22 protein-coding genes are annotated in these 23,746 nt (G+C 65.7%); 10 read left to right on the top strand and 12 right to left on the bottom strand.

Annotated elements, in window-relative coordinates:
- Positions 1–1,101, bottom strand: a complete 1,101-nt coding sequence (locus tag EPB08_RS20340) for an NAD(P) transhydrogenase subunit alpha (RefSeq protein WP_130620955.1) — start codon at positions 1,099–1,101, stop codon at positions 1–3.
- 163 nt (positions 1,102–1,264) lie between these two features.
- Here EPB08_RS20340 and EPB08_RS20335 point away from each other — a divergent pair, with 163 nt between their 5' ends.
- The 10 genes from EPB08_RS20335 to EPB08_RS20290 all read left to right on the top strand — a co-directional run bounded on the left by EPB08_RS20335 (position 1,265) and on the right by EPB08_RS20290 (position 10,224).
- The gene (locus EPB08_RS20335) at positions 1,265–1,678 is read left to right on the top strand and encodes a cytidine deaminase (RefSeq protein WP_130620954.1); all 414 of its coding nucleotides are present in this window, start codon (positions 1,265–1,267) and stop codon (positions 1,676–1,678) included.
- A gap of 72 nt (positions 1,679–1,750) precedes the next feature.
- Complete coding sequence (locus EPB08_RS20330; RefSeq protein WP_130620995.1) at positions 1,751–2,320, top strand: nitroreductase family protein; 570 nt, start codon at positions 1,751–1,753, stop codon at positions 2,318–2,320.
- The gene (locus EPB08_RS20325) at positions 2,317–3,207 is read left to right on the top strand and encodes a 5'-3' exonuclease (RefSeq protein ID WP_130620953.1); all 891 of its coding nucleotides are present in this window, start codon (positions 2,317–2,319) and stop codon (positions 3,205–3,207) included. Before EPB08_RS20330 ends, EPB08_RS20325 begins: the two co-directional genes overlap by 4 nt.
- 146 nt (positions 3,208–3,353) lie before the next feature.
- Positions 3,354–4,178, top strand: a complete 825-nt coding sequence (locus tag EPB08_RS20320) for an AraC family transcriptional regulator (RefSeq protein ID WP_130620952.1) — start codon at positions 3,354–3,356, stop codon at positions 4,176–4,178.
- A 174-nt stretch (positions 4,179–4,352) separates the two neighbouring features.
- Positions 4,353–5,318: a DMT family transporter gene (locus EPB08_RS20315; RefSeq protein ID WP_130620951.1), complete on the top strand. Its 966-nt coding sequence runs from the start codon at positions 4,353–4,355 to the stop codon at positions 5,316–5,318.
- Positions 5,319–5,407: 89 nt separating this feature from the next.
- Positions 5,408–5,986 (top strand): NUDIX hydrolase, encoded by a 579-nt coding sequence (locus EPB08_RS20310; protein WP_130620994.1) that lies wholly within the window; start codon positions 5,408–5,410, stop codon positions 5,984–5,986.
- Between the two features lie 96 nt (positions 5,987–6,082).
- Entirely contained in the window at positions 6,083–6,442 is a 360-nt protein-coding gene (locus tag EPB08_RS20305; RefSeq protein WP_130620950.1) for a hypothetical protein, read from the top strand.
- Positions 6,443–6,666: 224 nt separating this feature from the next.
- Positions 6,667–7,863 (top strand): GGDEF domain-containing protein, encoded by a 1,197-nt coding sequence (locus tag EPB08_RS20300; protein WP_130620949.1) that lies wholly within the window; start codon positions 6,667–6,669, stop codon positions 7,861–7,863.
- 112 nt (positions 7,864–7,975) lie between these two features.
- Positions 7,976–9,157: a YjgN family protein gene (locus tag EPB08_RS20295; protein ID WP_165418563.1), complete on the top strand. Its 1,182-nt coding sequence runs from the start codon at positions 7,976–7,978 to the stop codon at positions 9,155–9,157.
- Complete coding sequence (locus EPB08_RS20290) at positions 9,157–10,224, top strand: M48 family metallopeptidase (protein WP_130620947.1); 1,068 nt, start codon at positions 9,157–9,159, stop codon at positions 10,222–10,224. The genes EPB08_RS20295 and EPB08_RS20290 overlap by 1 nt, the downstream gene beginning before the upstream one ends.
- A gap of 91 nt (positions 10,225–10,315) precedes the next feature.
- Here EPB08_RS20290 and EPB08_RS20285 read toward each other — a convergent pair whose 3' ends face one another.
- From EPB08_RS20285 to EPB08_RS20235, 11 genes are all read right to left on the bottom strand, one after another.
- Entirely contained in the window at positions 10,316–10,693 is a 378-nt protein-coding gene (locus EPB08_RS20285) for a cupin domain-containing protein (RefSeq protein WP_165418562.1), read from the bottom strand.
- A gap of 354 nt (positions 10,694–11,047) precedes the next feature.
- Positions 11,048–12,625, bottom strand: coding sequence for a tetratricopeptide repeat protein (locus tag EPB08_RS20280; RefSeq protein ID WP_165418561.1), 1,578 nt, complete (start codon positions 12,623–12,625; stop codon positions 11,048–11,050).
- A 172-nt stretch (positions 12,626–12,797) separates the two neighbouring features.
- Positions 12,798–13,100: an STAS domain-containing protein gene (locus EPB08_RS20275; RefSeq protein ID WP_205746424.1), complete on the bottom strand. Its 303-nt coding sequence runs from the start codon at positions 13,098–13,100 to the stop codon at positions 12,798–12,800.
- Positions 13,101–13,112: 12 nt separating this feature from the next.
- Positions 13,113–14,300 carry a methyl-accepting chemotaxis protein gene (locus tag EPB08_RS20270; RefSeq protein WP_130620944.1) on the bottom strand — a complete coding sequence of 396 codons (1,188 nt, stop codon included), beginning with the start codon at positions 14,298–14,300 and terminating at the stop codon, positions 13,113–13,115.
- 16 nt (positions 14,301–14,316) lie between these two features.
- Positions 14,317–15,414 carry a protein-glutamate methylesterase/protein-glutamine glutaminase gene (locus EPB08_RS20265; protein WP_130620943.1) on the bottom strand — a complete coding sequence of 366 codons (1,098 nt, stop codon included), beginning with the start codon at positions 15,412–15,414 and terminating at the stop codon, positions 14,317–14,319.
- Positions 15,415–15,488: 74 nt separating this feature from the next.
- Entirely contained in the window at positions 15,489–16,148 is a 660-nt protein-coding gene (cheD, locus tag EPB08_RS20260; RefSeq protein ID WP_130620942.1) for a chemoreceptor glutamine deamidase CheD, read from the bottom strand.
- The gene (locus EPB08_RS20255; protein ID WP_130620941.1) at positions 16,145–17,023 is read right to left on the bottom strand and encodes a CheR family methyltransferase; all 879 of its coding nucleotides are present in this window, start codon (positions 17,021–17,023) and stop codon (positions 16,145–16,147) included. The genes cheD and EPB08_RS20255 overlap by 4 nt, the downstream gene beginning before the upstream one ends.
- Before the next feature lie 2 nt (positions 17,024–17,025).
- Positions 17,026–18,741 (bottom strand): methyl-accepting chemotaxis protein, encoded by a 1,716-nt coding sequence (locus EPB08_RS20250; RefSeq protein WP_130620940.1) that lies wholly within the window; start codon positions 18,739–18,741, stop codon positions 17,026–17,028.
- A gap of 27 nt (positions 18,742–18,768) precedes the next feature.
- Positions 18,769–19,275, bottom strand: coding sequence for a chemotaxis protein CheW (locus EPB08_RS20245; RefSeq protein WP_130620939.1), 507 nt, complete (start codon positions 19,273–19,275; stop codon positions 18,769–18,771).
- 250 nt (positions 19,276–19,525) lie between these two features.
- Positions 19,526–21,208 (bottom strand): methyl-accepting chemotaxis protein, encoded by a 1,683-nt coding sequence (locus EPB08_RS20240; protein ID WP_130620938.1) that lies wholly within the window; start codon positions 21,206–21,208, stop codon positions 19,526–19,528.
- A gap of 449 nt (positions 21,209–21,657) precedes the next feature.
- On the bottom strand, positions 21,658–23,649 hold the full coding sequence (locus EPB08_RS20235) for a chemotaxis protein CheA (RefSeq protein WP_130620937.1): 1,992 nt from the start codon (positions 23,647–23,649) through the stop codon (positions 21,658–21,660).
- Between the last annotated feature and the right edge of the window lie 97 nt (positions 23,650–23,746).

Raw genomic sequence — 23,746 nt, 5'->3', positions numbered from 1 at the left:
TTACTGCTGGAAATGCAGCTCGCCGTTGCGCGTCACGCAGCTCTTGGCCACCAGCTCGTCGTTGAAGTCCGGTGCCAGCGCATCGTCCTTCACCAGCAGTTCCACGAAGTTGTACACGTTGCGTGCGTACATCTCGGACGCGTGCAGCGGCGCCCCCGCCGGCAGGTTGAGCGGCCCCAGGATGGTTACGCCCTGGTACTCCACCCGCTGGCCCGGCTGGGTCAGCTCGCAGTTGCCACCGCCTTCCGCCGCCAGATCCACGATCAGTGCACCGGGTTTCATGCCATCGACCATGCTTGCCGTGATGATCTTCGGCGCAGGGCGGCCAGGCACGGCCGCGGTAGTGACGATCACATCCACTGACTTCAGGTGGTCCGCCAGCGCCTGTTGCTGCGCGGCGCGCTCCTCGGCCGACAGTTCGCGGGCATAGCCACCGCTGCCGGCGGCGCTTACGCCCAGGTCGAGGAACTTGGCGCCCAGCGATTCCACCTGTTCGCGCGTTTCCGGACGCACGTCGTAGCCTTCGATCTGCGCGCCCAGCCGGCGCGCCGTGGCGATGGCCTGCAAGCCGGCCACGCCGGCACCCACCACCAGCACGCGGGAGGGACGGATGGTGCCTGCCGCGGTGGTCAGCATCGGGAAGAACTTGGGGGCCGCCTCGGCGGCGATCAGCATGGCGCGATAGCCCGCCACGGCCGCTTGCGAGCTCAGCACGTCCATGGCCTGTGCGCGGGTCGTGCGTGGCAGCAATTCGAGCGCGAAGGCGGTCAGCCGGCGCCTGCCCATCGCCGTGATGCGGATGGCGGCGCCGTAGGGGCGCAGCTGACCGACCACGACACTGCCTTCGCGCAGGCGCTCCCAGGTGGCATCGTCCGGCGGCAGCACGCAGGTGAGGATATCGGCCTGGGCAAGCACCGTACCGGCATCGGCGAAATCCGCATCCGCATAGCTGCTATCGGGGAAGCCCGCCGAGCTGCCGGCACCATGCTCGAGCAGCACGCGCAGGCCCTTGCCGCGCAGTTTCTTGGCCACTTCCGGTGTGATGGCTACCCGGCGTTCGCTGGCGGCGGTCTCACGCAATGCAGCCACGGTGATCGGCATCGTGCATCCCCTGCGGAAAGGTCCCTAGATCCTAGCCGAAGCGTCCCCGACGGAACCACCGGCCACTTGCAGCCTGGCCCGGGTCGGAGTTAACTGGCCCGCCACCGGTTTCAAAGCCGCACATGGCGGCAGTCGCGATGGGGGTCCCGAGATGGAGATCCCGATGACTGAAGTCGTTGTTCCCGATGTCCTGCTGAACCTCGCGCGCCAGGCGCGCGAACGCGCTTATGCGCCCTACTCCCGTTTCCTTGTCGGCGCCGCCCTGGTGACACGCGACGGCCGCCACTTCACCGGCTGCAACGTGGAAAACGCCTCGTACGGCCTGTGCAATTGCGCCGAACGCACTGCGCTGTTCTCCGCAGTCGCCGCCGGATGCAAGCCGGGCGACTTCGCGGCATTGGCGGTGATCGGCGATACGCCCGGCCCGATCAGCCCGTGCGGCGCCTGCCGTCAAGTCATGTCAGAGCTGTGCGACGAAGACATGCCCGTATGGCTGGGCAATCTCGAAGGCGCCGCGCAGGAAACCTCGGTGGCGGCGCTGCTGCCAGGCTCGTTCAAACTGGCCATCGCCAGCTGAGGCAAGGCGAAACATTCGCCTCGCACGGCCGTGGGGATTAGCATGGCGACTTTGCCTTACCAGATGTTCGCCATGCCGCATCCCCTTTCCCTTCTGCAGCAACGCCATTCGGCCCCCTCTCGCCAGCTCGGCGAACCGGGCCCCGCAGGCGACGAACTGCAGGCCCTGCTGCAAACGGCCATTCGCGTACCGGACCACGGCAAGCTGGTGCCGTTCCGGTTGATCCTGCTGCGCGGCGACGCCAAGCGGGTGTTCGGTGAACGGTTGGCCGAACTCTCGCTACGCGTGAACCCGGACATGACCGAGTCCAAGCGCGAGAAAGACCGCACGCGCTACGACTTCGCACCGCTGGTGGTCGCTGTGGTCGCCCACGTCGATGCATCCAGCAAGGTGCCCGTGATCGAGCAGGAGCTCAGCGCGGGATGTGTCGCCTACAACCTGCTGCTTGGCGCACAGGCACTGGGCTATGGTGCACAGTGGCTGACCGGTTGGGCGGCCTACGACCGCGAAGCAGCGGGCATCCTCGGTCTCGCGGGCAACGAGCAAGTGATCGGCTTCGTGCACATCGGCACCCCGCAGATCGAGGTACCCGATCGCGATCGCCCCGACCTCGCCGACGTGCTGCGCACGTGGACGCCATGAGCCGTCCAGCCGCCCATCTGATCGACGGAAGCCTGTACGTGTTCCGCGCCTGGCATTCGATGCCGGATGAATTCCATGACGCGGATGGCCATCCCGTCAATGCGGTGCACGGTTTCACACGCTTCCTGTGCGAACTTCTGGAACGCGTGAAGCCCGAGCATCTTGCAGTGGCATTCGATGCGTCGCTGACCACCTCGTTCCGCAACGCCATCTATCCCGCCTACAAGGCCAACCGCGAACTGCCGCCGCCCGACCTGGAGCGCCAGTTCGTACTGTGCCGCGAAGTGGCCGAAGCACTTGGCATAGCGGTGCTGATCGATCACACCTACGAGGCGGACGACCTGATCGGCAGCACGCTGTGGAGCCTGCGCGCTCACGGTTTCCGCAGCGTCATCGTGTCGGCCGACAAGGATTTCGGCCAATTGCTGGGCGAAGACGACGAGCAGTGGGACTACGCGCGCAACCTGCGCTGGGGCCCTGCCGGCGTGCTGGAGAAACTCGGCGTGCACCCGCACCAGGTCGCCGACTACCTCGCGCTGTGCGGCGACGCGGTGGACAACATTCCCGGCGTGCCGGGCATCGGCGCCAAGACCGCCGCTGCGCTGCTGTCCCATTTCGGCAGCCTCGACGCGTTGCTCGATCGCGTGGACGAGGTGCAGTTCCTGCGCCTGCGTGGCGCCGCCAGTTGCGCGGCGAAGCTGCGCGCGCACGGCGAAAGTGCCCGCCTTTACCGCCAGCTCACCCGCATTGCGCTGGATGCGCCGGTGGCGGAACAGGCCGAAGCTTTGCTGCGCCGGCGCGGGGAAGCCGCCGTGATGGACGAACTGTGCGAACGCCTGCGCTTCGGCCCGTTGACGCGGACGCGGTTGAGGGCCCTGATGGGCTGAGCGCAATCGCGCTTTTGTAGGAGCGCACCCAGTGCGCGAAAAGCCTACTGAGCGGAGATGCCGATACTCCGCAGTCGCGCACTGGGTGCGCTCCTACAGCTCCCCTCTGCACACAGAGGGACGCCGCGGCGCGGTAGCATGCGCACATGCAGGGCGTTCCCTCTCAATTCGTTTCACGACACGACGCCGCCGAGTTCCGGCTGGCCTCGCATCGCGATGGCGTGGAGCTTTATCGCGCGCACATCGTGCGGCATGCGTTCGAGCCGCATACGCACGACGGTTTCGGGCTGGGAGCCATCGAGTCGGGCGTGGAGCGCTTCCGCTATCGCGGCGCCGACCATCTCGCGCCGCCGGATTCGGTGGTGATGATGAACCCCGACGAATTGCACACCGGCCGCGCCGAAACCGAAGGTGGCTGGTACTACCGCATGATCTACATCGAACCACATGCCGTCGCCGATATCACCGGCGAGCCAGGCTGGTGGTTCGACGACGCGGTACGCGAGGACCTGCCCGGCGCGCGACGCGCCACCACCTTGCTGGATGCGTTGTGGCAGGCGCGCGAACCCCTGGCGTACGACAGCCTGCTGTTCGAGCTGCTGACACTGTTCCGACGCCACGCGCATGTGCCACGCAAGAACATCGATGGGGCCAGCGTTCGCTTTGCACCCGTGGTCGATTACCTGCATGCGCATCTCTCGCGTCGGCTGACACTCGACGAGTTGGCCGCGGTGGCGGGTCTGAGTCCTTTCCATTTTCTCCGCCAGTTCCGGGCGCAGCATCACGCCACGCCGCAGCAGATGCTGATGGCGTTCCGCCTTGCCGAAGCGAGACGGCAGCTGGCACGCGGTGGGCGTCCGGCGGATATAGCCGCCAGCGTCGGGCTTACCGATCAGGCGCATCTCACGCGCGCATTCGCGCGGCGATATGGGGTGACACCGGCGAGGTATCAGCGGGAATTGCGGCGGTAGCCCGCCTCGCGACTGCTTTTGTGGGAGCGCACCCTGTGCGCGACACAACCCGCCTCTCCGTCCGTGATGCGTCGCCCGTCGCGCACAGGGTGCGCTCTCACAGAAAGACGAATCGTTGCGGCCGGAGCAATCTCGTACAAGACGGCGCACTCGCGATACGACACGCTGCACACCATGTGGACAGGCATTTTCTACGCACTCGCCGCCGGCCTGATGTGGGGTCTGGTATTCGTCAGCCCGCTGCTGTTGCCGGAGTACCCGGCGGCCTTGCAGTCGGTGGGGCGCTACCTCGCGTTCGGCCTGATCGCGCTGCCGCTCGCGTGGGTGGATCGCCATGCCCTGAGGCAACTGAGCCGGGCCGACTGGCTGGAAGCGCTGAAGCTCGCCGCGGTGGGCAACCTGCTGTACTACCTGTGCCTGGCGAGCGCGATCCAGCGCGCAGGCGCGCCCGTGCCCACCATGATCATCGGCACGCTGCCGGTGGTGATCGCCATCACGGCGAACCTTCGCAATGCACGGCGCGACGGGCGACTGCCCTGGGGGTGGCTGGCACCGTCCCTGTTGCTGATCGTCGCCGGCATCGCCTGCGTCAACCGGGCGGAACTCGCCGCGATGGAGCAGCAGGCCACGGTCGATTTCTCGCGTTACCTGCAGGGTGCGTTGCTCGCCTGTGGCGCAGTGGTGTGCTGGACCTGGTATCCCCTGCGCAACGCCGACTGGCTGCGCCACCACACCGATCGCCGCCCGCGCACCTGGGCCACGGCGCAGGGCATTGCCACGTTGCCGCTCGCGCTGACCGGTTATGTGCTGCTCTGGCTATTCATGGGCGTCACCAGCAATCCGTTCGCCATGCCGTTCGGTCCGCACCCGCTGCGCTTCGTCGGGCTGATGGCGGCCATCGGCCTGTTCGCTTCCTGGCTGGGCACGTTGTGCTGGAACGCTGCCAGCCAGCGCCTGCCCACGGCGCTGGCCGGGCAGCTCATCGTGTTCGAAACCCTCGCTGCGCTCGGCTACGCGTTCGCGCTACGCGGCCAGATGCCGGGTTCGCTGACGCTGACCGGCGTGGCCTTGCTGGTGATCGGCGTGATGTGGGCGGTGCGTATCCGCCCGCGCCCGGTCGAATTGATCACCGAGGGATAGCCGGCACGGCCAACCGTCGCGCCCGGAGGTTGTGACTGCCACATGGGAACGGCACCATGCAGGTCTCCTTCCTGCTTCCGGCCATGCCCATGAATTCACCCGAGCGCAGCCCCATTCCCGTCGACGCCAGCGCACCGGTGGAAACCCTCTACGTCGGCAAGTGGCTGAGCCTGCGCAAGCGTGGCCGCTGGGAGTTCGCCGAGCGCAACAACCCCGGTGGCGCGGTGATCATTCTGGCGGTGACGCCGGAGGACAAGGTGCTGTTCGTGGAGCAGTACCGCGTTTCCATCCTGAAGAACACCATCGAAATGCCGGCCGGCCTGGTCGGCGACCTGCATGCCCACGGCGACGAGGATGCCCTGCTGGCGGCCCGTCGCGAGCTGGAGGAGGAAACCGGCTATCGCTGCGGTCGGCTGGACTTCGTCCACGAGGGACCTTCGTCCTCCGGCATGAGCACGGAGATGATCGCCTTCGTGCGCGCCTGGGATCTGGAGAAGGTGGGACCGGGTGGCGGCGACGAGACCGAGAACATCGTGGTGCATGAGGTACCGCGCAAGGAAGCGGGACACTGGCTGTTCGCCCGCGCGGCCGAGGGCTACTCCATCGACCCGAAGCTGTTCGCGGGATTGTGGTTCATCGAGCACACCGAGCTGCGCCCGGCAACCTGAACGCCGGATCCCGCTGGGCTAAAGAATCCGGCGAAAACGCCGATGTTTGTCATGTCGTTCCTAATTTCGACCTGACCCCATCGACGGATTCCGCCCATGAAGACCCTGATCGCCTCCGCGCTGCTCCTGTTCGCTCCGCTGGCCGCGCACGCCTGCGCTCCCACTGACTTCGTCGTCGAAGGCTTCAAGATGAAGCTCGTCGGCAGCGGCATGGGCGCCCGCCTGAGCCTTGCCGGCCAGCTGGTCAACCACTGCGCCCAGCCCGCCGCCGCCCAGGTGGCGATCGATGCGAAGGACGGTTCCGGCAAGGTCCTGCAGTCCAAGAAGGGCTGGCCGGCCGGCACCACCAATATCGCCCCGGGCCAGTCAGTCGATTTCGACCTGGGCCGCCTGTTCCGCTTCGATCCGGACATGCAGTCCTACACGGTCGGCATTGCCGACGTGCGCACCTGGTAAGGCATTACCCCCATTTCTTCATACCTTTGTCTTGCTTGAGGCCCCTGTCGGGGCCTCTTTTTTTTTCTACCCGCCTCCGGGCATGCTCTGGCTCATATTTGTGACGCAGTTCAAGCTTTGTAAGCTCCGGTCGATAACCACGGTTGACCCGTGGAAGTAACGGCCCTACGCCAACCTTTGTAACGGCCCGGCGTCTCCCTGGGGAGACCGCATTAGGGAGAGCCATGCATCTGGACATACCGACCCTGACCCTAGTCAGCCTGCTGATGGGCGTAGGAGCCTCGATCGGTTTCACGTCGCTGATGACGGTCCTGCACACCCAGGTGGTGCTTCGCATCTGGGTCGCCGGGATATGGATCAGCACCCTGGGCATCACCCTGATCGGCCTGCGCAACCACATCCCCGACCTGTTCTCGATCGTGGTGGGCAACGGCCTGCTGGTGACCGCCAACATGCTCACGCTCAAGGGCATCGCCGTGCACCTGGGCCAGCCGCTGCGCCTGCGTTGGCCGATGGCGCTGGTGGTGGCGTACTGCCTCTGCATGGCCTGGTTTGCCTACGTCACCCCCAGCCTCGGCACCCGACTGGTGGTCGGCAGCTTGCAGGCGATGTCCTTCAATTTCGCCTACGCGTATCTGTTGCTTCGCCACAGTCAGCGCGAGATCCGCATCAGCTGCCGCATCGCCGCGGCCGTGATGATCTGCAACGGCACGTTCTATCTCCTGCGCGCCCTTATCCCGCTCGATCCCGCTTCCGGGCAGGACATCATGCTGGCCGGCACATCCGTGGCGGCCACCTATGTGATTGGCATCCTGACCGGGCTCGCCTCCTATTTCGCCCTGCTGCAGCTGATCACCGAGCGCCTCATGGTCGACCTGGGCCACGCCGCGCATACGGATGGCCTGACCGGGCTGCTCAACCGCAGCGCCGTGGTCGCCCAGGGGCGCGCCAGCCTGGAGCGCTGCCAGCAACGGGAACAACCGTTCACCCTGCTGATCTTCGACCTGGACTTGTTCAAGCAGATCAACGATCGGTGGGGTCATGACGCCGGCGACGCCGTGCTGCGCCACGTGACCACCGTTCTGCGAAGCATCACCGACTGGCCGGGGCACCTTGCCGCCAGGTATGGCGGCGAAGAGTTCGTGCTTGCCCTGCCCGGCGCCGACCTCGCCCAGGGACTGGCGGTCGCCGAGGATCTGCGCCAAGCCCTGGCGTATTCGCACGCGCGCATCGACAACCAGAGCATCCCCGTCACGGCCAGCATTGGTGTGGCGACAGCCCGACAGGACGTGCGCTTCGAACAGCTCGTGCGGCTGGCGGATGAGGCGATGTACCGGACCAAGTTTGACGGACGCAATGGCGTCACTTCGGCGGGTCCCGGCTCCCCGACCTTCGCCGAAGCCGGCGACTCACGCTGCTGACACCAGCCTCAGCGTTCCCCTACAGGATCGCAAGTTCCTGACCCCTTCCTAAGACAGCTTCTCGGCTATGCTGCCGTGGCTTCCGGGGGGAAGCCAAAAGGGGATCCAGAGCATGCATGACGAGACCATGGCCTCGGGCGTGTACCTGCCCGAGTTGGACGTTATACCTGCACGAGACACGACGGAGGTCCACCGCCTCCGCTTCCACGGCCACGCGAGCGACTACTTCCGCATCTGGATCGTCAACGTGGCGCTGAGCCTCGTGACATTGGGCATCTACTCTGCCTGGGCCACGGTGCGTACGCGGCGCTACATGTACGCAAACACGACGCTGGGCGGCTCGCCGTTCGATTACCTCGCTCGGCCGTTGCCCATCCTCAAGGGGCGCCTGCTGACCGTGGCCATCTTCGCCATCTATGTGCTCGCCGGCCGCATCGCCGTACCGCTGCAGGGATTGGCGGCACTCGTGGTGGCGACTTTCATGCCGTGCCTGATCGTCAAGAGCATGATGTTCCGTGCACGTTACTCCTCGTGGCGAGGCCTGCGCTTCTTCTTCAGCGAAGACTACATGGGCGCCTACAAGTGGTATCTGGGCGTCTATTTCCTGATGGCCATTCCTTTCATTCTGTACTTGCTGACCACGGCCGCTGGCCATCCGGGCATAGGCATCCTGCTGGCGTTCGCCGGCTTCACCGGCCTCTACCCGTGGATCAAGGGGCACCAGCAGGAATGGATGGTGGAAAACCATCACTTCGGCGGGAAGTCGTTCCGCTTCGACAGCGAGATCGGCAACTACTACGGCGTCTACATCAAGGCCGCCGGCGTCGCGCTGGCGTGGTTCGTGCCGTGCCTCCTCTTGTTCTCCGCCGTTGCCGTGTACATCACCAAGGGCAACACGCAGGCGTTCAACCCGAAGATGCCTTCGCCGTATTTCCTCCTCGGTACCTACGCCACGATGGCCCCGGCGTATCTCGGCGTGTGGACGTTCGCCCATACGCGCATGACCAACCTGCTCTACAACCAGGCGCAGCTGGGTCTGTACCGGTTCCGCTCCACGCTGGAGTATTGGCCGATGCTCAGCCTGTACCTCACCAACGCATTGGCAGTGCTGTTCTCCATCGGCCTCGCCCTGCCCTGGGCGCGCATCCGCATGGCACGCTATCGCGCGGAACACCTGGAGGTCATCGGCGAAGGCGACCTCAGTGACTTCGTCCGGGACGCGTTTGCCCATGGTGAGATCGGCGCCACCGCCACCGAGATGGACAGCCTGCTGGGCATCGATATCGGCCTCTGATGGCGATGGTTCCGGCGACCTATTTCGATGGCCGCTCCACGCACGCCACGCGAGTCAACGCGTGGCGTGACGAAGACGTGCTGCGCTGGCGCAGCGCGGACGATCTGCAGGAATGGAGCGCGCCGTGGACCGCGGTCGAACCCAGCGCGCGGGTGACCGGCATCCCCTTCACGCTGCGCTTGCGCGATGGCGCCCATCTGCAGATCGACCATGATGCATTGCCGGCGGACTGGTTCCCCCGCCACCACCTGATCGAACGCATGGCGGACTGGCTGGAGCGCCGCTGGATGGCGGCGCTGGCCGGCATCGTCGTCGTCGTGGTATCACTCTTTGGCATGTTCGAGTACGGTCTGCCCTGGGCGGCGGATCGCATCGCCACGCACATGCCAGCATCGGTGGAACACGCGATGGGCAAGCAATCGCTGGCGGCGCTGGAAGGTCGCATGTTGATGCCCACGTCGTTGCCGCCCGATCGACAGTCGCATCTGCAATCGGTGTTCTGGCACTTCGTCAACGGTATCCATGGCGCACCCGACGTGCGCCTCAGGTTCTACCAGGCGAAAGCCATCGGTGCGAACGCATTCGCCCTGCCCGGCGGCACCATCGTGTTCACCGATGATCTCGCCAAGGCGGTGCCTGACGATGCCGCCTTCATCGCCGTGATCGCCCACGAACTCGGGCATCAGGCCCATCACCACATGCTTCGCCAGGTGCTGCGCAGCTCGGGCGTGCTGATCGTGGCCGGCATGCTGATGGGCGACGTGACGTCGATGGGCGGCGTTGCCGCCGGCATTCCGATGTTCCTGATCGACAGCCACTACAGCCGCCACTTCGAGGAAGACGCCGACCGCTTTGCCCTCGATGCGCTTGCACAGCAGAACATCGACCCGATGGCCTTCGTGCATGCGATGGAGGCGCTGGAGCGAGCGCATCCCGAGCTGCAGGGCGAAGAACTTCGCTATGCATCCAGCCACCCGCTGACCGGCGAACGCATCGCCCGCGCTACCGAGGCATCGACCCGATTCCGCGCGGCTCACGCTTCGGATGGATCGCACGCCAGCCACTGAACCAGGCCTGCTTCGGCTCGCGCAAAGCGTCATCGATCGACCCGAGACCTGGATCGATCGATGACGGTATTACTGTTTCATTGCCCCAGCGCTATTTGGCCGTCTTAAGTTCGATTACCAACGCCTTGGTGGGAGTGCTCCCGATGTTCTCGTTGCTGTGGGTGATCGCCTCGCTCCAGACCGTATCGCCCGCCTTGTGCTCGGTTTCGGTTGTCTTGCCGTCGACCGTCACGGTCTTCGTTTTCCCGCCGGTGACGAAGTAGACGACATTCGCCGGGTGCGAATGCATGGGCAACTTGTCGCCCGGCTTTGTTGATACCTCGATGACCCTGACCTGATCGTTGTCGAGCAGCACCCGCGTGTTCTTCGGCGCTACCTTGGTCATGTCCTGAGCCAGCACGTTGCCGGCACAAGCGACGGCAACCACGAGCAGCGCGCACTTCAGACTGTATTGAGCGATCTTTGCCATGACACGTCCTCCAGCTATTCGATGAGGTCGTCGATGGCTTCCGGGTATCCAGCAGAACCCGCAGAAGCCGGCTAGTCGGGCATCCGCTGCCCGGCGGATCACATTGCGTCCGCGCCATGCCCCCGCATGGGTCGATATCACTGCTACCCAGGGGGCGCAGCGCTCAACAGCTAGATCGCGCATGTGGCATGCGCGAGCGCAAGTCGCTGGGCGGGGTGGCGAAGCCTGCGTCTTCAAACGGGCGAACAAGGACACGCCGGGCCAGCGAGGCCCGTCGCGCGGCGCAAACTACGCTCGGCCCAAGGTGACGTCAATCGAGCGAAAGACAGAGCTTCCGCGCCTCCGGCGACAACCTCACTGCGGCCTGATCGCCTTCATCTGGGCGACGAGTCCCTCGTTGCCGGGGGTAGTTCCGAAGCGCGAGGTGAACTCCGCGATCGTCTGCTCCAGACCGTCGCGCGGCTGTGCTCTCTGGATGTTGGCCCGCATGAACCATCCCCGCGGATCTTCGGGGCTCAGCTGCACCAGCCGATTGGCGACAGCCCACCCTTTGTCCCAGTCATGCGTCACATTGACGTAGATGTCGCCCACCGCAGTGAGGGTCCAGGTATCGGTGGGATTGAGGCGCAACGCCTGTTCGAAATCGTTCGCTGCCTGACCGGCATCCCCAAGAGCACGATGCGCCTGCCCAAGGACGTCATAAGCCGTTTCGTCCTGCGGCGCCAGCTTGACCAGGGCATTGCCCTCGGCAAGGCCCCACTCCGGCTCGCCGAGCATGATCAGGTTGAATGCTCGGCTCTCCCTGTGATCGAGCTGACCGGGATCGAAGCGCAACAGCTCCGAACGATAGACCACGGACAACGCGATGTTGTTGCGATTGGCGGCGGCCCAACCGGCACTCATCAGCATGCGCACGGGCGCCGCCTCAGCAAACACCTTGCGATAGAGGTCATCCTCATCGAAGGGATTGCACGCGCAGTTCTCCACGTAATCCTCGCCACCGCTTCGCTCTGACAACAGCAAAAGCAGCAACGGATTCTGTTTCGCATGCTGCTGGGAAGCGTCGACGATCCGCTGCATCTGCGCCACGTTGCCACCCCACTTGGGCTGGCTCATCCATACCAGGCGCGCGTACGCCGGATAACTTGCCGGGTCCACGTGCAACGCGCGCTTCGCGGCACTGAAGGCATAGGCTGGGTCGCTGTCGAGTGCACCGACATAGATCATCGCCACGTAAGCCGGCGTCAACCTGGGGTCCAACGCGACGGCCCGGTCGAGATCCTCCCGTGCCCGCTCCAGCAAACGATGCATGGCCTCGAAAGAACTCTGGGGAGTCTTCTGGGCATATGCGCTACCTCGCTGACGCTGGGCCATCGCCACGTAGGCAGTGCCGCTGGCGGCAAGCGCAAAGGGACTGTCAGGTGCCTGGCGCTTCCATGCATCCATCAAGGCACGGGTGTCATCCGTGCTTCCACCAAACGCCAGGTTGTATGTCCGATCCAGCAGGCTCTGTGCACCCTCCTGCGAGAACTGCGCCTGCTCCGCGGCGGACAGCTTCTGTTCCAGCTCGGACACATGCCCGTTCTCGATCAGGTCGCGCGCTTGCGCCGCCGTGACCACTGGATCGAACAGGTAATGGCAATACGCAGACGTCACCGCCTTGGTCCAATGCACGCCGGGCGGCTCTGGATAGGCAAGACAGCGCTGCAAAGGATCCGCCATGGCCTCAGCCTGACGCGCGTCCTTGAGGAACTGTTTGAGTTCGCCGTCGGTAAAGGGGGGTTGGATGGGCCCTCGCCGCACTTGCAGCGGAGCAGCCGGTGGCAACGGCCGCACTGGCGGCACTGCATGCCCGAGATACGTTGCCCAACCCAGTGCTCCACCTACCACGAGCACCCCGAACACCAGCAACCAGCGTACGCGCGACGTCATGTCCCGTTCCCCTGTACAGACCATCAGGCTGTTCCCCGGCCGAGCATAGCCGGGCTCGAACCTGTCGGGATACTGTCGGTTTCGTGGGGACGATCACTGTTTGCAGCGCTCCATCCCCGAAGAAAGGACGGAGCGCCGACCGGACGCGCTTGAGTGCGCGCCAGTCTTCCGGTCAGTGCAGAACGAACAGCTTGTCGAAGCCAGCGACGCGCAAGGTGCCGCGCAGGCCGGTGTCGGCGTTGACGATGCGGATCTCGGCGCGGTCGGCGCCGGCGTGTTCGCGCAGTAGCAGCAGCATGCCCAAGGCGGAGCTGTCCATGTTGGACACCTCGCCCAGGTCGATGACGTAGCTGCGCGCGGCGGTGCCGCCGAGGCAGGCGTCGTGGAAGGCGCGGTGCACGCTGAAGTCGAAACGCTCGCCCAGTTGCAGGGTGACGCAGTCGAGGTCGGGGTCGTGGTGGACGGTCAGGCTCATGATTCCGATCCTTTAGAAAAGCTCGATTTCGCCGGCGTCCATCGAGTTCTGCAGCGCCGGGCCGCGCGAGCGCAGGCGTGCCTTCTCGCGCTGGATGGCCAGGCGGTTGCGCACGCGCTCGGCGCGCTGCTGCAACGACTCGGCGTCGATCGGATTGCAGGCCAGTTCTTCGATGTCACGCGTGCACTCGGTGGTGATCTCCTGCAGCTCGACCAGGCGGACACGCGTCTGGTTGATGAGCTGGCTGAGGATGTCCTCGAACTGCAGCGAGCGAATGGTGGTGGACACGTCGCTGCCGAGGCCGCGGTTGATCTCGACCACCTGGTCGGCCACGGCGCTGGTGCGCGCGTCGCTCTCGGTGACGTGGGCCATCATGGCGTCGATGCCACCCTTGGCCGACAGCGCCACGTTCAGGTCCTGCGAAGCCATGGTGCCGACCAGGCCGCGCAACTGTTCCATCGCGGCGCGGGCGCGCTCCACGTGGCTGCCAATCTGCTCGTTGAACTGGTTGGAGTGGCTGGCCAGGTTGCGGATCTCGCCGGCCACCACCGCGAAGCCACGACCGGATTCACCGGCGCGCGCCGCTTCGATGGCGGCATTGAGCGCCAGCAGGTTGGTTTCCTCGGCGATGGTATTGACGTTCTTCAGCAGGCCGAACACCGCGTCCATTTCCTTGGACATGCCGTCGATGCGGTAGACGATGCGCAGGCTCTCGCGCGACATCTGCACCACCATGTCCACGAAGTGCTCGAGCAGGTCGCCGGTACGTGCGGCGAAGTCCTGCACCGAGACGCCTTCCTTCTGCGCATCGATGATCTGGCGCAGCAGCGACTGCTGCATGCCGGTCTTGCGCGACAGGCCGTCGAACCCGCCGCCGAGTTCGGACACCGCATCGCGCAGCAGTTCCAGCGCCTGGTGCAGTTCGCGCGTGGCGTGGCCGAGTTCGTCGACCAGCGAGCTGCGCACTTCCTCGAGCGCCTCGCGCACGGGGGCGTGATGGGTCAGCGATGCTTCCAGCACGGGCTCGACGTCGACCGGAACGGCACGGCGCATCTCGATGATCCATACCGCCGCGAGCAGCACGATCAGCACGGGCGCCAGCCAGGACGACGGCCACACCAGGGTCAGCAACAGGGCCACGGCACTGGCCACCAGGCCGATCACGGGGCGCACGCGCAGGAAGGAAAGGAAGGCATCCATGGGGTCTATCCGGGGATCAGGCGGCCGGCACGGCGGCACGGGGGATGGGTTGATGGGCCAGCGCGAGCAGGCGCGCGGCGATGTGGTCCAGGGGCAACTGCTCGCTGACGGCGCCGAGCTTCCACGCGGCGCCGGGCATGCCCCACACCACGGAAGACTCTTCGTCCTGTACCAGCGTGCGGGCACCGGCCTGCTGCAACTCCAGCAGACCGCGCGCGCCGTCGTCGCCCATGCCGGTGAGCAGCGCGGCCACGGTGGCCCTGCCGACGCTGGCGGCCATCGAGCGGAACAGCACGTCGACGCTGGGCTTGTGGCGGTTCACCGGCGGGCCGTTGTGCAGGCGGCACACGTACTTGGCGCCGTCCCACATCACCAGCAAGTGCTGGCTGCCGGGAGCGATGTACACGTGGCCCGACTGGATCGGCTGACCGTCGCGAGCCTCGCATACGCGCATCGCGGAGCAGTGATCCATGCGCGCGGCGAACGGGCCACTGAAGGCGGCCGGAATGTGTTGCGTAATGACGATCGGCGGCGCATCCGGCGGCATTGCCTCCAGCACCACGCGAATCGCTTCGGTGCCACCGGTGGATGCACCAATGGCGATGATCGGGCTGCCGCCACGCGTGCCGGCCGTCTGCGCGCGAGGCAGCACGGCGTCCGCGGAAAGGCGCGGGGGAACGTCGAGCTTGCGTACCGCGGTGCGCTGGCGCGGTTTGGCCAGCGCGGCGAGCTTCACCTTGGCGCAGATCTCCTGCGCGCCCTCGGCAAACGTGCTGGCGAGGTCGTTGCCCGGCTTGGTGAAGAAGTCCACGGCGCCGAGCTCCAGCGCACGCAGCGTGACTTCCGCACCTTCCTGCGTCAGCGAGGACACCATCACCACCGGCATCGGACGCAAGCGCATCAGGTTCTCGAGGAAGGTGATGCCGTCCATGCGCGGCATTTCCACGTCGAGCGTGAGCACGTCGGGGTTGAGCTGCTTGATCTTTTCGCGGGCGATCAGCGGGTCGGCAGCCGTGCCGACGACCTCGATGCCCGGATCGCACGAAAGCATGGTCGACAGCAGTTTCCGCACAAGTGCGGAATCATCGACCACCAGGACACGTACTCTTTCCATTGCTTTGAAGTCTCAGCCCGTCGTGCTGGCCCATGGGGGCCGGTTACTGCATGGGAAGCCGCTGCGCATTCGCGTCAGAACAGCTCCACCTCTCCCTTTATCGGATCGTTTGCCAAACGCTTGAGATATTGCTTCTCGCCATCCACCAGCACCGTGTCGGTGCGGCCGCGCAACTGCTTCACGCGCGCCTTGCCGGTGGTGGGAAAGAACTGCACATGGCGCGGGTGCACGTCACCCAGGTCTTCCGCGCGTACCGACAGCCTTTCGGCCGAGAGGTAGCGCCGTACGAATTCGATATTGCGCTTGCCGATGTCGGTCATCGTGGCCAGCACGCGACCGCCGCCGAACACTTTCACTTCCAGGTTCGGACGCTGGCCGCCAGCCTTGAGGATGGCGTTGATCAACTGTTCCATCGCGTCGTTGCCGTAGCGCGCCGCGCGTCCCACCGTGTCGGCCCAGCCGCCACGCTCGCCACCCATGGGTTCGGGCAGCATGAAGTGGTTCATGCCGCCAATGCCGCGCACCGTGTCGTAGATGCATGCCGACACGCACGATCCCAGCACCGTCGAAATCATCTCGTTCTGCGTGCTGACGTAGAACTCGCCGGGAAGCACCTTCACCGTGATACAGGACTGCGCCGGATCCCAGAAGCGCCGCAGGTGCTCAAACCCGGGCAATACGCGGGCCGGGTCATAACTGGCGCCGACGGGAAAACTGACTGCTGGGACGCTCATGCACTGCGTTTCCGGTAGACCGTGCGTCCTATCAGGTCAAAGTTGTCGTTGAGCCCATACATGGACTCGGAGTGGCCAAGGAACAGGTAACCGCCCTCCGGCAGCAGTCCGGCGTATCGCTGGAACAGGCGCTGCTTGGTGGGCTTGTCGAAATAGATGACGACGTTGCGGCAGAAGATCGCGTCGAACGGACCCTGCATGGGCCAGTCGTGCAGCAGGTTGAGCGGCAGGATGCTGACCAGTTCGCGCAGGCGCGGATGCACGCAGGCGTACTGGTCATACTCGCCTTCGCCACGCAGGAACCAACGACGGCGACGCTCGGTGCTGACGCCCTCCAACCGGTCGATCGGATAGACGCCCTTGCGCGCCGTCTCCAGCGCCTGGGGCGACAGATCGGTGGCGAGGATCTTTGCGTCGACGTTGCCGCCGTGCTTTTCCAGCGCCTCGGCGAGCACCATGGCGAGCGTGTAAGGCTCCTCACCGGTGGCGCAGCCGGCCGACCAGATGCGCAGGCGGCCGCCGTTCTTCTTCTCGGCGATCCAGCGCGGCAGCAGTTCGTTGGTCAGCAGGTCGAAGTGATGCGACTCGCGGAAGAACGCGGTGACGTTGGTGCTGATCGCGCTGGCCAGCTCACCCAGCTCGGCCTGCGGATCGCGCCGCAACACCTCGCAGTAGGCGCCGAAGTCACGCAGTTTCAGTGCGCGCAGGCGGCGCACCAGCCTGCCCTGAACCAGCTGCCGCTTGTGCTCGCCCAGCGAGATGCCGCAGTGCTCGTACACGAAGCTGCGCAGGAAGGCGAAGTCCGCATCGCCCAGCGCCGGACCATTCATGCCCGCCACGGCGGCGTTGCCATCGATCATGGCGGGCATGCTCATGCTCAGAATTCCTTCCAGGCGCCCGCGTCGCTGGCTTCAGCCGGACGCTGCGTGCGTGCCGCCGGGGTCGGCGAGTTGCGCACGGCGGCGAACACGGCCTCGGCTTCAGCCATCACGGTCTGCGTACGCACCTTCTCGGACGAAGCGACGGCAGCCTCATCGCCGAGCTGGAAGAACGACACCTGGCGGGCCAGTTCGCCGGCCTGCTCCTGCATGGCGCGTGCGGCGGCAGCGGCTTCCTCCACCAGCGCGGCGTTCTGCTGGGTCATCTCGTCCATCTGCAGCACGGCGTGATTCACCTGGTCGATGCCGGCCGACTGTTCCTGGCTGGCCGCGGCGATCTCGGCCACGATGTCGGTGACCTTCTTCACGCTGTCCACGATTTCGGCCAGCGCCTTGCCCGACTGGTCCACCAGCGACGAACCCACGCGCACCTTCTCCGCGCTGTCGTTGATGAGGCCCTTGATCTCCTTCGCCGCACCCGCACTGCGCTGGGCGAGGTTGCGCACTTCCGTGGCGACCACCGCGAAGCCGCGGCCCTGTTCGCCGGCACGAGCCGCCTCCACCGCGGCGTTGAGCGCCAGCAGGTTGGTCTGGAAGGCGATCTCGTCGATCAGGCTGACGATGTCGGAGATCTTGCGGCTGGAATCGTTGATCTCGCGCATCGCCGAGCTGGCCTGCGCAGCCACCTCGCCACCGTGCTCGGCCTGGCGACGCGTGGCGCTGGCGAGCTGGTTGGCGTGGCTGGCGTTCTCGGCGTTCTGCTTCACGGTGGAGGTCATCTCCTCCATCGACGAGGCGGTTTCCTCGAGGCTGGAAGCCTGTTCCTGCGTACGCTGGCTCAGGTCATCGTTGCCGCGGGCAATCTGCTGCGCGGCCGAGCTTACCGAACCGGCACCGTGGCGGACTTCACCCACGATGTTGCTGAGGCGCTCGTCCATCGTGCGCAGGGCAGCCAGCAGTTCGCCCAGCTCGTCCTTGCTGCGCACCTGGATGTCATGACCCAGGTGGCCGCCGGCAATCTCGTTGGCCACCTTCACGGCCACGCCCAGCGCCTTCATGATCGAGCGCATCATCAGCAGGGCCATCGCGGCGGCCACGGTCAGGCCGGCCAGCAGCGCGAAGATGCTGAAAGCGCGGATGACGTGGTAGCGCGAGACCTGATCATCGTAGATCTGCTTGGCGTCGCCGCGCTGTGCTTCCACCAGCTTCGCCAGCGAATCCTGGCGCTGCATCATCAGCGGGCGGACCTGCATTTCCAGCAATTCGGAAGCGCCTGTATCACCCTGCTTGAGGGCATCGATCAGCGAATCCTTGGCGTCCTTGTAGTCGGCATCGGTAGAGCGCCAGTCGGCGTACTCCTTCTTCACCGCCTCGCTCTGCGGGACGTCGCCGAACTGCTTCTTCAGTTCGTCGATTTCAGCCTGCAGCTTGTCGTACTCGGCCAGCTTGGCCTTCACCTGGTCCGGCTTGCCGACCAGCGAGCTGGATTCGCCCAGCAGGATGAAGGACATCAGCGAGCGCTGCGAGATACGCGAAATGAGCTGCGCGGGGACGATCTCCTGATCGTAGATCTGGCCCATGCCGTCGTTCTGCAGCTGCATGCCGCCAAGACCGACCACGGCGCCGCCGATCAGCATCAGGCCCAGCAGGCCAAGTACGGCGCGCATCCGGTTGCGGACGGACAACGCGGGGACTTTCAGTGCGAATTTCTTCATGATGATTCCACTTTCCTGCGATAACGGTCAGGCCACGGCTTTCACATCGGAGGCGGCAGGGAGCGCCGCTTCCAGCATCTGGGCATCCTGCGGCTGCAGGAGCTTGTCCACGTCCAGCAGCAGCACCATGCGCTCGCCGGCCGAGGTCAGTCCCTTGAGGTATTCGGTGTCCACGGTGGTGCCCATGTCGGGCACGGGACGGATGGCATCGGCAGTGACGTCGAGCACGTCGGACACCGCATCCACCACCACACCGAAATTGCGACCGGCCACGGTGATGATCACGGTGACGGTGGTTGCGCCGTACTCCTCGCGCGGCAGGCCAAAGCGCAGGCGCATGTCGATCACCGGCACGATCGCGCCGCGCAGATTGAGCACGCCAAGCACGTAGTGCGGCGCCTGCGGGATACGCGTCACCGGGGTCCAGCCGCGAATCTCGCGCACGGCCAGGATGTCGATGCCGTATTCCTCGTGGGCAAGGTTCACGGTGAGGTACTGCGACTGGAGCGCCTCGCTCCGGATGGGGTCGGACATGGTTAGCCTCTGCGTCGGGGCCGGTTGCGTTGGCCCCCTCTCTGGGTCTGGATCGGCGGCGGAAGGGGAAACTTGAGGGAGATCAAAGGCAGTTTTGGCCCTATTCCCCCTCGTTGTAGGAGCGCACCCAGTGCGCGACCGCGGCGCCTGGGCTATCCGTCATCAGCCGGTTGTCGCGGCCACCTGTGGTGAGGCGGCGGTGTGGCGCCGATCGCGCACTGGGTGCGCTCCTACAGTGGGGTTTTGTCGCTTAGAACTCGGCCCAGCCTCCGGCTGCGGCCAGCGGCGTGGTCCTCGGCGCCGGGCTGGACACGGCCGGGCGCGGCGGCGCCGGGCGCGCGACGGCGGCCTTGGCGGCGCCATCTTGCAGGCGGAAGAAACGAACCTGGACCTCCAGCTCGTCGGCCTGCTCCTGCATGGCGCGGGCAGCGGCGGCCGCCTCTTCCACCAGTGCGGCGTTCTGCTGGGTCACCTCGTCCATCTGCATCACCGCGCGGTTCACCTGGTCGATGCCGGCGGACTGCTCCTGGCTGGCCGCCGCGATCTCGGCCACGATGTCGGTCACCTGCTTCACGCTCTGCACGATGCCGGCCAGCACCTGGCCGGATTCGTCCACCAGCACCGAGCCGGCTTGCACTTTCTCCACGGTGTCGCCGATCAGTGTCTTGATCTCCCTGGCCGCGCCTGCGCTGCGCTGCGCAAGGTTGCGCACCTCGGTGGCGACCACGGCAAAGCCGCGGCCCTGTTCACCGGCGCGTGCCGCTTCCACCGCCGCGTTCAGCGCCAACAGGTTGGTCTGGAAGGCGATCTCGTCGATCAGGCCCACGATGTCGGTGATCTGGCGGCTGGCCGCGTCGATCTCGCGCATGGCGCTGCTGGTGCGCACCGCCACTTCGCTGCCGCGTTCGGCTTGCGTACGTGCGCTGCGTGCGAGCTGGTCGGCGTGACCGGCGTTGTCGGCGCTCTGGCGCACGATCGAGGTCATCTCCTCCATCGACGCCGCGGTTTCTTCCAGGCTGGAAGCCTGCTCCTGCGTGCGCTGGCTCAGGTCGTCGTTGCCACGCGAGATCTCCTGCGCCGCCGTCGACACTACCTGCGAGCCTTGCTGCACCTCGCGCACGATCTCCACCAGCTTCGTACGCATCCGTTCCAGCGCATCGAGCATGCTGCCGGCCGTGAAGCGGGCTTCGTCATGCCCGGCCAGATCGCCGTCGGCAATACGGGCGGCCATCGCCAGTGCAAAGGTCGGTTCACCGCCGATGCTCTGGCGGATACTGCGCATCGACTGCCATACCACGCCGATCACCAGCAGGCCCACCAGCAGGGCACGCAACAGGCTGCCTTCCAGCATCTGGCGGAACTGCGTATTGATGTCGACGTAGTAGGCGCCGGCTCCGATATGCAGGTCCCACGGCTTGAACCACGCCGTGTAGGAGATCTTGGGCTCGATCTGCTTGTCCGGCGGCATCGGCCACACGTATTCGGTGACGCCGGCACCGTGATCGCGGTCGACCGCCAGCATCATCTGGTAGAGCGGCTTGCCCTGGCTGTCGGTATCGTCGCGAATGCTCTTGCCTTCCTTGGTGGCGCCAAGGATCGGATGCATGCGCATCACGAGGTTCGAGTCGAAGATGAACACATAGCCGGCGCCATCGTTCCAGCGCATCGAGCGGATGGCCGCCAGTGCACGGCGCTGCGCTTCTTCTTCGCTGAATTCACCTGCCTTGGCGCGATCGTGGAAACCCTGCGCCACGGAGACGGCCGTGGAGACCTCGTCCTGCAGCGCCCGTACGCGCGCTTCCATCTGCAGGCGACGACTGTCCACGGCGGAGACCGTGGTGAGCGCCACCAGCCCGGCTACCACGAAGGCGATGACGAGCCAGACCTTGGCTGCGAGGCTGAGGCGATCGATGAATTTCAAGGGGGATTTCATGGGGGAGACCTTCAGAATGAAAGGGGGCTGTTCTGCGATTGCCCGGATTCATTCCCTGCACTGCTCTTCACCGACCAGCGTCGGCGGCCGCGGCTTCCTGTCGCGACTGATGTGTCCTGTTCGGTCCGCCATTTCGGCGGAAGCCGGAATCCTCGGGAATCCTTCCCACGCGCACGAGACGCTGAACTCCGGCTTCCGCCGGAATGACGGATGACCCTGGCACGCGGCCTTGTAGCGAGCTGCCTCGCACTGACGTGCATGGCAGCCTGGTTTTCTGTCGCGGACGCACGCATCACTGTGCCCGCCGACACGCACTTCGTCTGATCCCAACTCACCCATTCGCCGCCCACAAGCCAGCCGCCGCGGCTTCTTGCAGCGGCTTTGTTGGGGTTTGTCGGAGCTGCCATTCCGGCCACGACCGGAGCGGCAGGGAAGACCAGGCCTGTGGGTCAGGCCGCCTTGCGTCGACTCTGCAGGCGCACGAGGCCTGCGATATCCACGATCAGTGCCACCGAACCATCGGCGAGGATGGTGGCGCCGGAAATACCCTGCACGCGGCGATAGTTCGCCTCGAGCGACTTCACCACGGCCTGCTGCTGGCCGATCAGGCCGTCGACGAACAGGCCCACGCGGGCGCCCTCGCCTTCGACCACGACCATCAAGCCTTCGTCGATCGAACGGATGCTGGTCTCGCAGCCGAACACGTCGTGCAGGCGGATCACTGGCAGGTATTCGTTGCGGAAGCGGAACAGTTCGCCGCCACCGGCCACGGTGCGCACCGCGTCGGCCTTCAGCTGCACCGATTCCACGATGGACACCAGCGGCACGATGTAGCGCTCCTCGCCCACCGCGGCGGTGAGGCCATCGATGATCGCCAGCGTCAGCGGCAACGTGATGGTGAAGACACTGCCCTTGCCCTGCGTGCTGCGGATGGTCACCGTGCCACCGAGATCCGACACGTTGCGGCGAACCACGTCCATGCCCACGCCACGACCGGACAGGTCGGTGGTCACCGCGGCAGTGGAGAAGCCGGGCTGGAAGATAAGGTCTGCCACGGCTTCGTCGCTCATGCCTTCGCCACTGGCGATCAGGCCGCGCTGCAAGGCCTTGGCCACGATGGCCTCGCGATTGAGGCCGGCGCCGTCGTCGGACACCTCCACCACGATGTTGCCGCCGCGATGCGATGCGGACAGCGTCAGCGTTCCCGTATCGCCCTTGCCCGAGGCGCGACGCTTGTCCGGCATTTCCAGGCCGTGGTCGATCGCGTTGCGCACCAGGTGCACCATCGGGTCGCCGATCTTCTCCAGCACCGTCTTGTCCAGCTCGGTCTGTTCGCCGACCAGCTCCAGCTTCACCTGCTTGCCGAGCTTCTGGCTGATGTCGCGCACCATGCGCGGGAAACGGTTGAACACGGAAGCGATGGGCAGCATGCGGATGCCCATGACGCTTTCCTGCAGCTCGCGCGTGTGTCGCGCCAGCTGGGCCAGGCCGTGTTCCAGCATGGCCATACGCGCGGCATCGATATCGCCTTCGCGGAAGGTGTCGAGCATGGACTGGGTAATCACCAGCTCGCCCACCAGGTTGATCAGTCCGTCGATCTTGTCGATCGACACGCGCACCGAGCTGGACTCGGCACTCGCTTCACGCTGCGCTCGCGCGGCGCCGGCATCGGCGACGTTGGCGACGGGCGCTGCCGGAGAGGCCGGTGCCGCGACCGGTGCCGCCACCTCGGCCACGATGTGCTTCGCCTCGATGGCGAGATCGCATTCGTCCTCGACCCAGTCGAACACGCCAGCGATGTCCGCACGCTTGGCCGGGCCCTTCAGCTCGATGGTCCAGCCCAGGTGGCATTCGGTCGGATCGAGCTTGGCGAATTCGGGGATGCGGTCCAGTTCCGGCGTGACCGTGAGTTCGCCGATACCGGCGAGTTCACGGATCAACCGCAAGGGTTCGTTGCCGCCGGCCAGCATGCCCGCATGCGGGCGGAAGCGAACGGTCCAGGCATCGGCCTGGTCCACGTTGCGACGTGCCTGCACGCCGGCAGCCGGCGCACCGCGTCCCATCATCGCGGCCAGCTCGTTGCGCAGGCCTTCGGCCACCGCATCGTTCAGCGGCTCACCGGCCTGGGCGCGGGCGAACATGTTGCGCAGGCAATCGACCGTGCGCAGCAGCAGTTCGATGATGGCGCCGTCGATCTCGCGCTTGCCGCTGCGCACCTCGTCCAGCAGCGACTCGGCCTCGTGCGTGAACGACGACATCTCCGGAAAACCGAAGGTCGCCGCACCGCCCTTGATCGAGTGCGCCGCGCGGAAAATGGTGTGCACCAGTTCCCCGTCGCCGCCGTTGTCGAGCGCGAGCAGCGACGACTCCATCGTGTCGAGTCCTTCCAGACTTTCCTCGATGAATACCTGTTGGAACTGCGCCAGACCGGCCTTGCTCATGGGGAGGTTTCTCTAGTGGAACGAAAACTTGCAGATCGAGACCCTTCTCCCTTTGGGAGAAGGTGCCGGCAGGCGGATGAGGGTGCGGGCGGAGCGC

The sequence above is a fragment of the Dyella amyloliquefaciens genome, from assembly GCF_004296575.1.
GTDB classification, from domain to species: Bacteria; Pseudomonadota; Gammaproteobacteria; order Xanthomonadales; family Rhodanobacteraceae; genus Dyella; species Dyella amyloliquefaciens.
The sequence above is the reverse complement of the archived record's forward strand: the minus strand, read 5'-3'. Positions and strand labels throughout refer to the sequence as shown.

What these genes read in the sequence shown, in the direction of transcription:
- EPB08_RS20240 (WP_130620938.1), bottom strand. Translation starts at nt 21,208, where the DNA reads ATGAAATCCCCCTTGAAATTCATCGATCGCCTCAGCCTCGCAGCCAAG.
- EPB08_RS20300 (WP_130620949.1), top strand. Translation starts at nt 6,667, where the DNA reads ATGCATCTGGACATACCGACCCTGACCCTAGTCAGCCTGCTGATGGGC.
- EPB08_RS20330 (WP_130620995.1), top strand. Translation starts at nt 1,751, where the DNA reads ATGCCGCATCCCCTTTCCCTTCTGCAGCAACGCCATTCGGCCCCCTCT.
- EPB08_RS20235 (WP_130620937.1), bottom strand. Translation starts at nt 23,649, where the DNA reads ATGAGCAAGGCCGGTCTGGCGCAGTTCCAACAGGTATTCATCGAGGAA.
- cheD (WP_130620942.1), bottom strand. Translation starts at nt 16,148, where the DNA reads ATGAGCGTCCCAGCAGTCAGTTTTCCCGTCGGCGCCAGTTATGACCCG.
- EPB08_RS20255 (WP_130620941.1), bottom strand. Translation starts at nt 17,023, where the DNA reads ATGAGCATGCCCGCCATGATCGATGGCAACGCCGCCGTGGCGGGCATG.
- EPB08_RS20270 (WP_130620944.1), bottom strand. Translation starts at nt 14,300, where the DNA reads ATGGATGCCTTCCTTTCCTTCCTGCGCGTGCGCCCCGTGATCGGCCTG.
- EPB08_RS20315 (WP_130620951.1), top strand. Translation starts at nt 4,353, where the DNA reads ATGTGGACAGGCATTTTCTACGCACTCGCCGCCGGCCTGATGTGGGGT.
- EPB08_RS20340 (WP_130620955.1), bottom strand. Translation starts at nt 1,101, where the DNA reads ATGCCGATCACCGTGGCTGCATTGCGTGAGACCGCCGCCAGCGAACGC.
- EPB08_RS20295 (WP_165418563.1), top strand. Translation starts at nt 7,976, where the DNA reads ATGCATGACGAGACCATGGCCTCGGGCGTGTACCTGCCCGAGTTGGAC.
- EPB08_RS20305 (WP_130620950.1), top strand. Translation starts at nt 6,083, where the DNA reads ATGAAGACCCTGATCGCCTCCGCGCTGCTCCTGTTCGCTCCGCTGGCC.
- EPB08_RS20335 (WP_130620954.1), top strand. Translation starts at nt 1,265, where the DNA reads ATGACTGAAGTCGTTGTTCCCGATGTCCTGCTGAACCTCGCGCGCCAG.
- EPB08_RS20275 (WP_205746424.1), bottom strand. Translation starts at nt 13,100, where the DNA reads ATGAGCCTGACCGTCCACCACGACCCCGACCTCGACTGCGTCACCCTG.
- EPB08_RS20290 (WP_130620947.1), top strand. Translation starts at nt 9,157, where the DNA reads ATGGCGATGGTTCCGGCGACCTATTTCGATGGCCGCTCCACGCACGCC.
- EPB08_RS20310 (WP_130620994.1), top strand. Translation starts at nt 5,408, where the DNA reads ATGAATTCACCCGAGCGCAGCCCCATTCCCGTCGACGCCAGCGCACCG.
- EPB08_RS20250 (WP_130620940.1), bottom strand. Translation starts at nt 18,741, where the DNA reads ATGAAGAAATTCGCACTGAAAGTCCCCGCGTTGTCCGTCCGCAACCGG.
- EPB08_RS20285 (WP_165418562.1), bottom strand. Translation starts at nt 10,693, where the DNA reads ATGGCAAAGATCGCTCAATACAGTCTGAAGTGCGCGCTGCTCGTGGTT.
- EPB08_RS20245 (WP_130620939.1), bottom strand. Translation starts at nt 19,275, where the DNA reads ATGTCCGACCCCATCCGGAGCGAGGCGCTCCAGTCGCAGTACCTCACC.
- EPB08_RS20320 (WP_130620952.1), top strand. Translation starts at nt 3,354, where the DNA reads ATGCAGGGCGTTCCCTCTCAATTCGTTTCACGACACGACGCCGCCGAG.
- EPB08_RS20280 (WP_165418561.1), bottom strand. Translation starts at nt 12,625, where the DNA reads ATGACGTCGCGCGTACGCTGGTTGCTGGTGTTCGGGGTGCTCGTGGTA.
- EPB08_RS20265 (WP_130620943.1), bottom strand. Translation starts at nt 15,414, where the DNA reads ATGGAAAGAGTACGTGTCCTGGTGGTCGATGATTCCGCACTTGTGCGG.
- EPB08_RS20325 (WP_130620953.1), top strand. Translation starts at nt 2,317, where the DNA reads ATGAGCCGTCCAGCCGCCCATCTGATCGACGGAAGCCTGTACGTGTTC.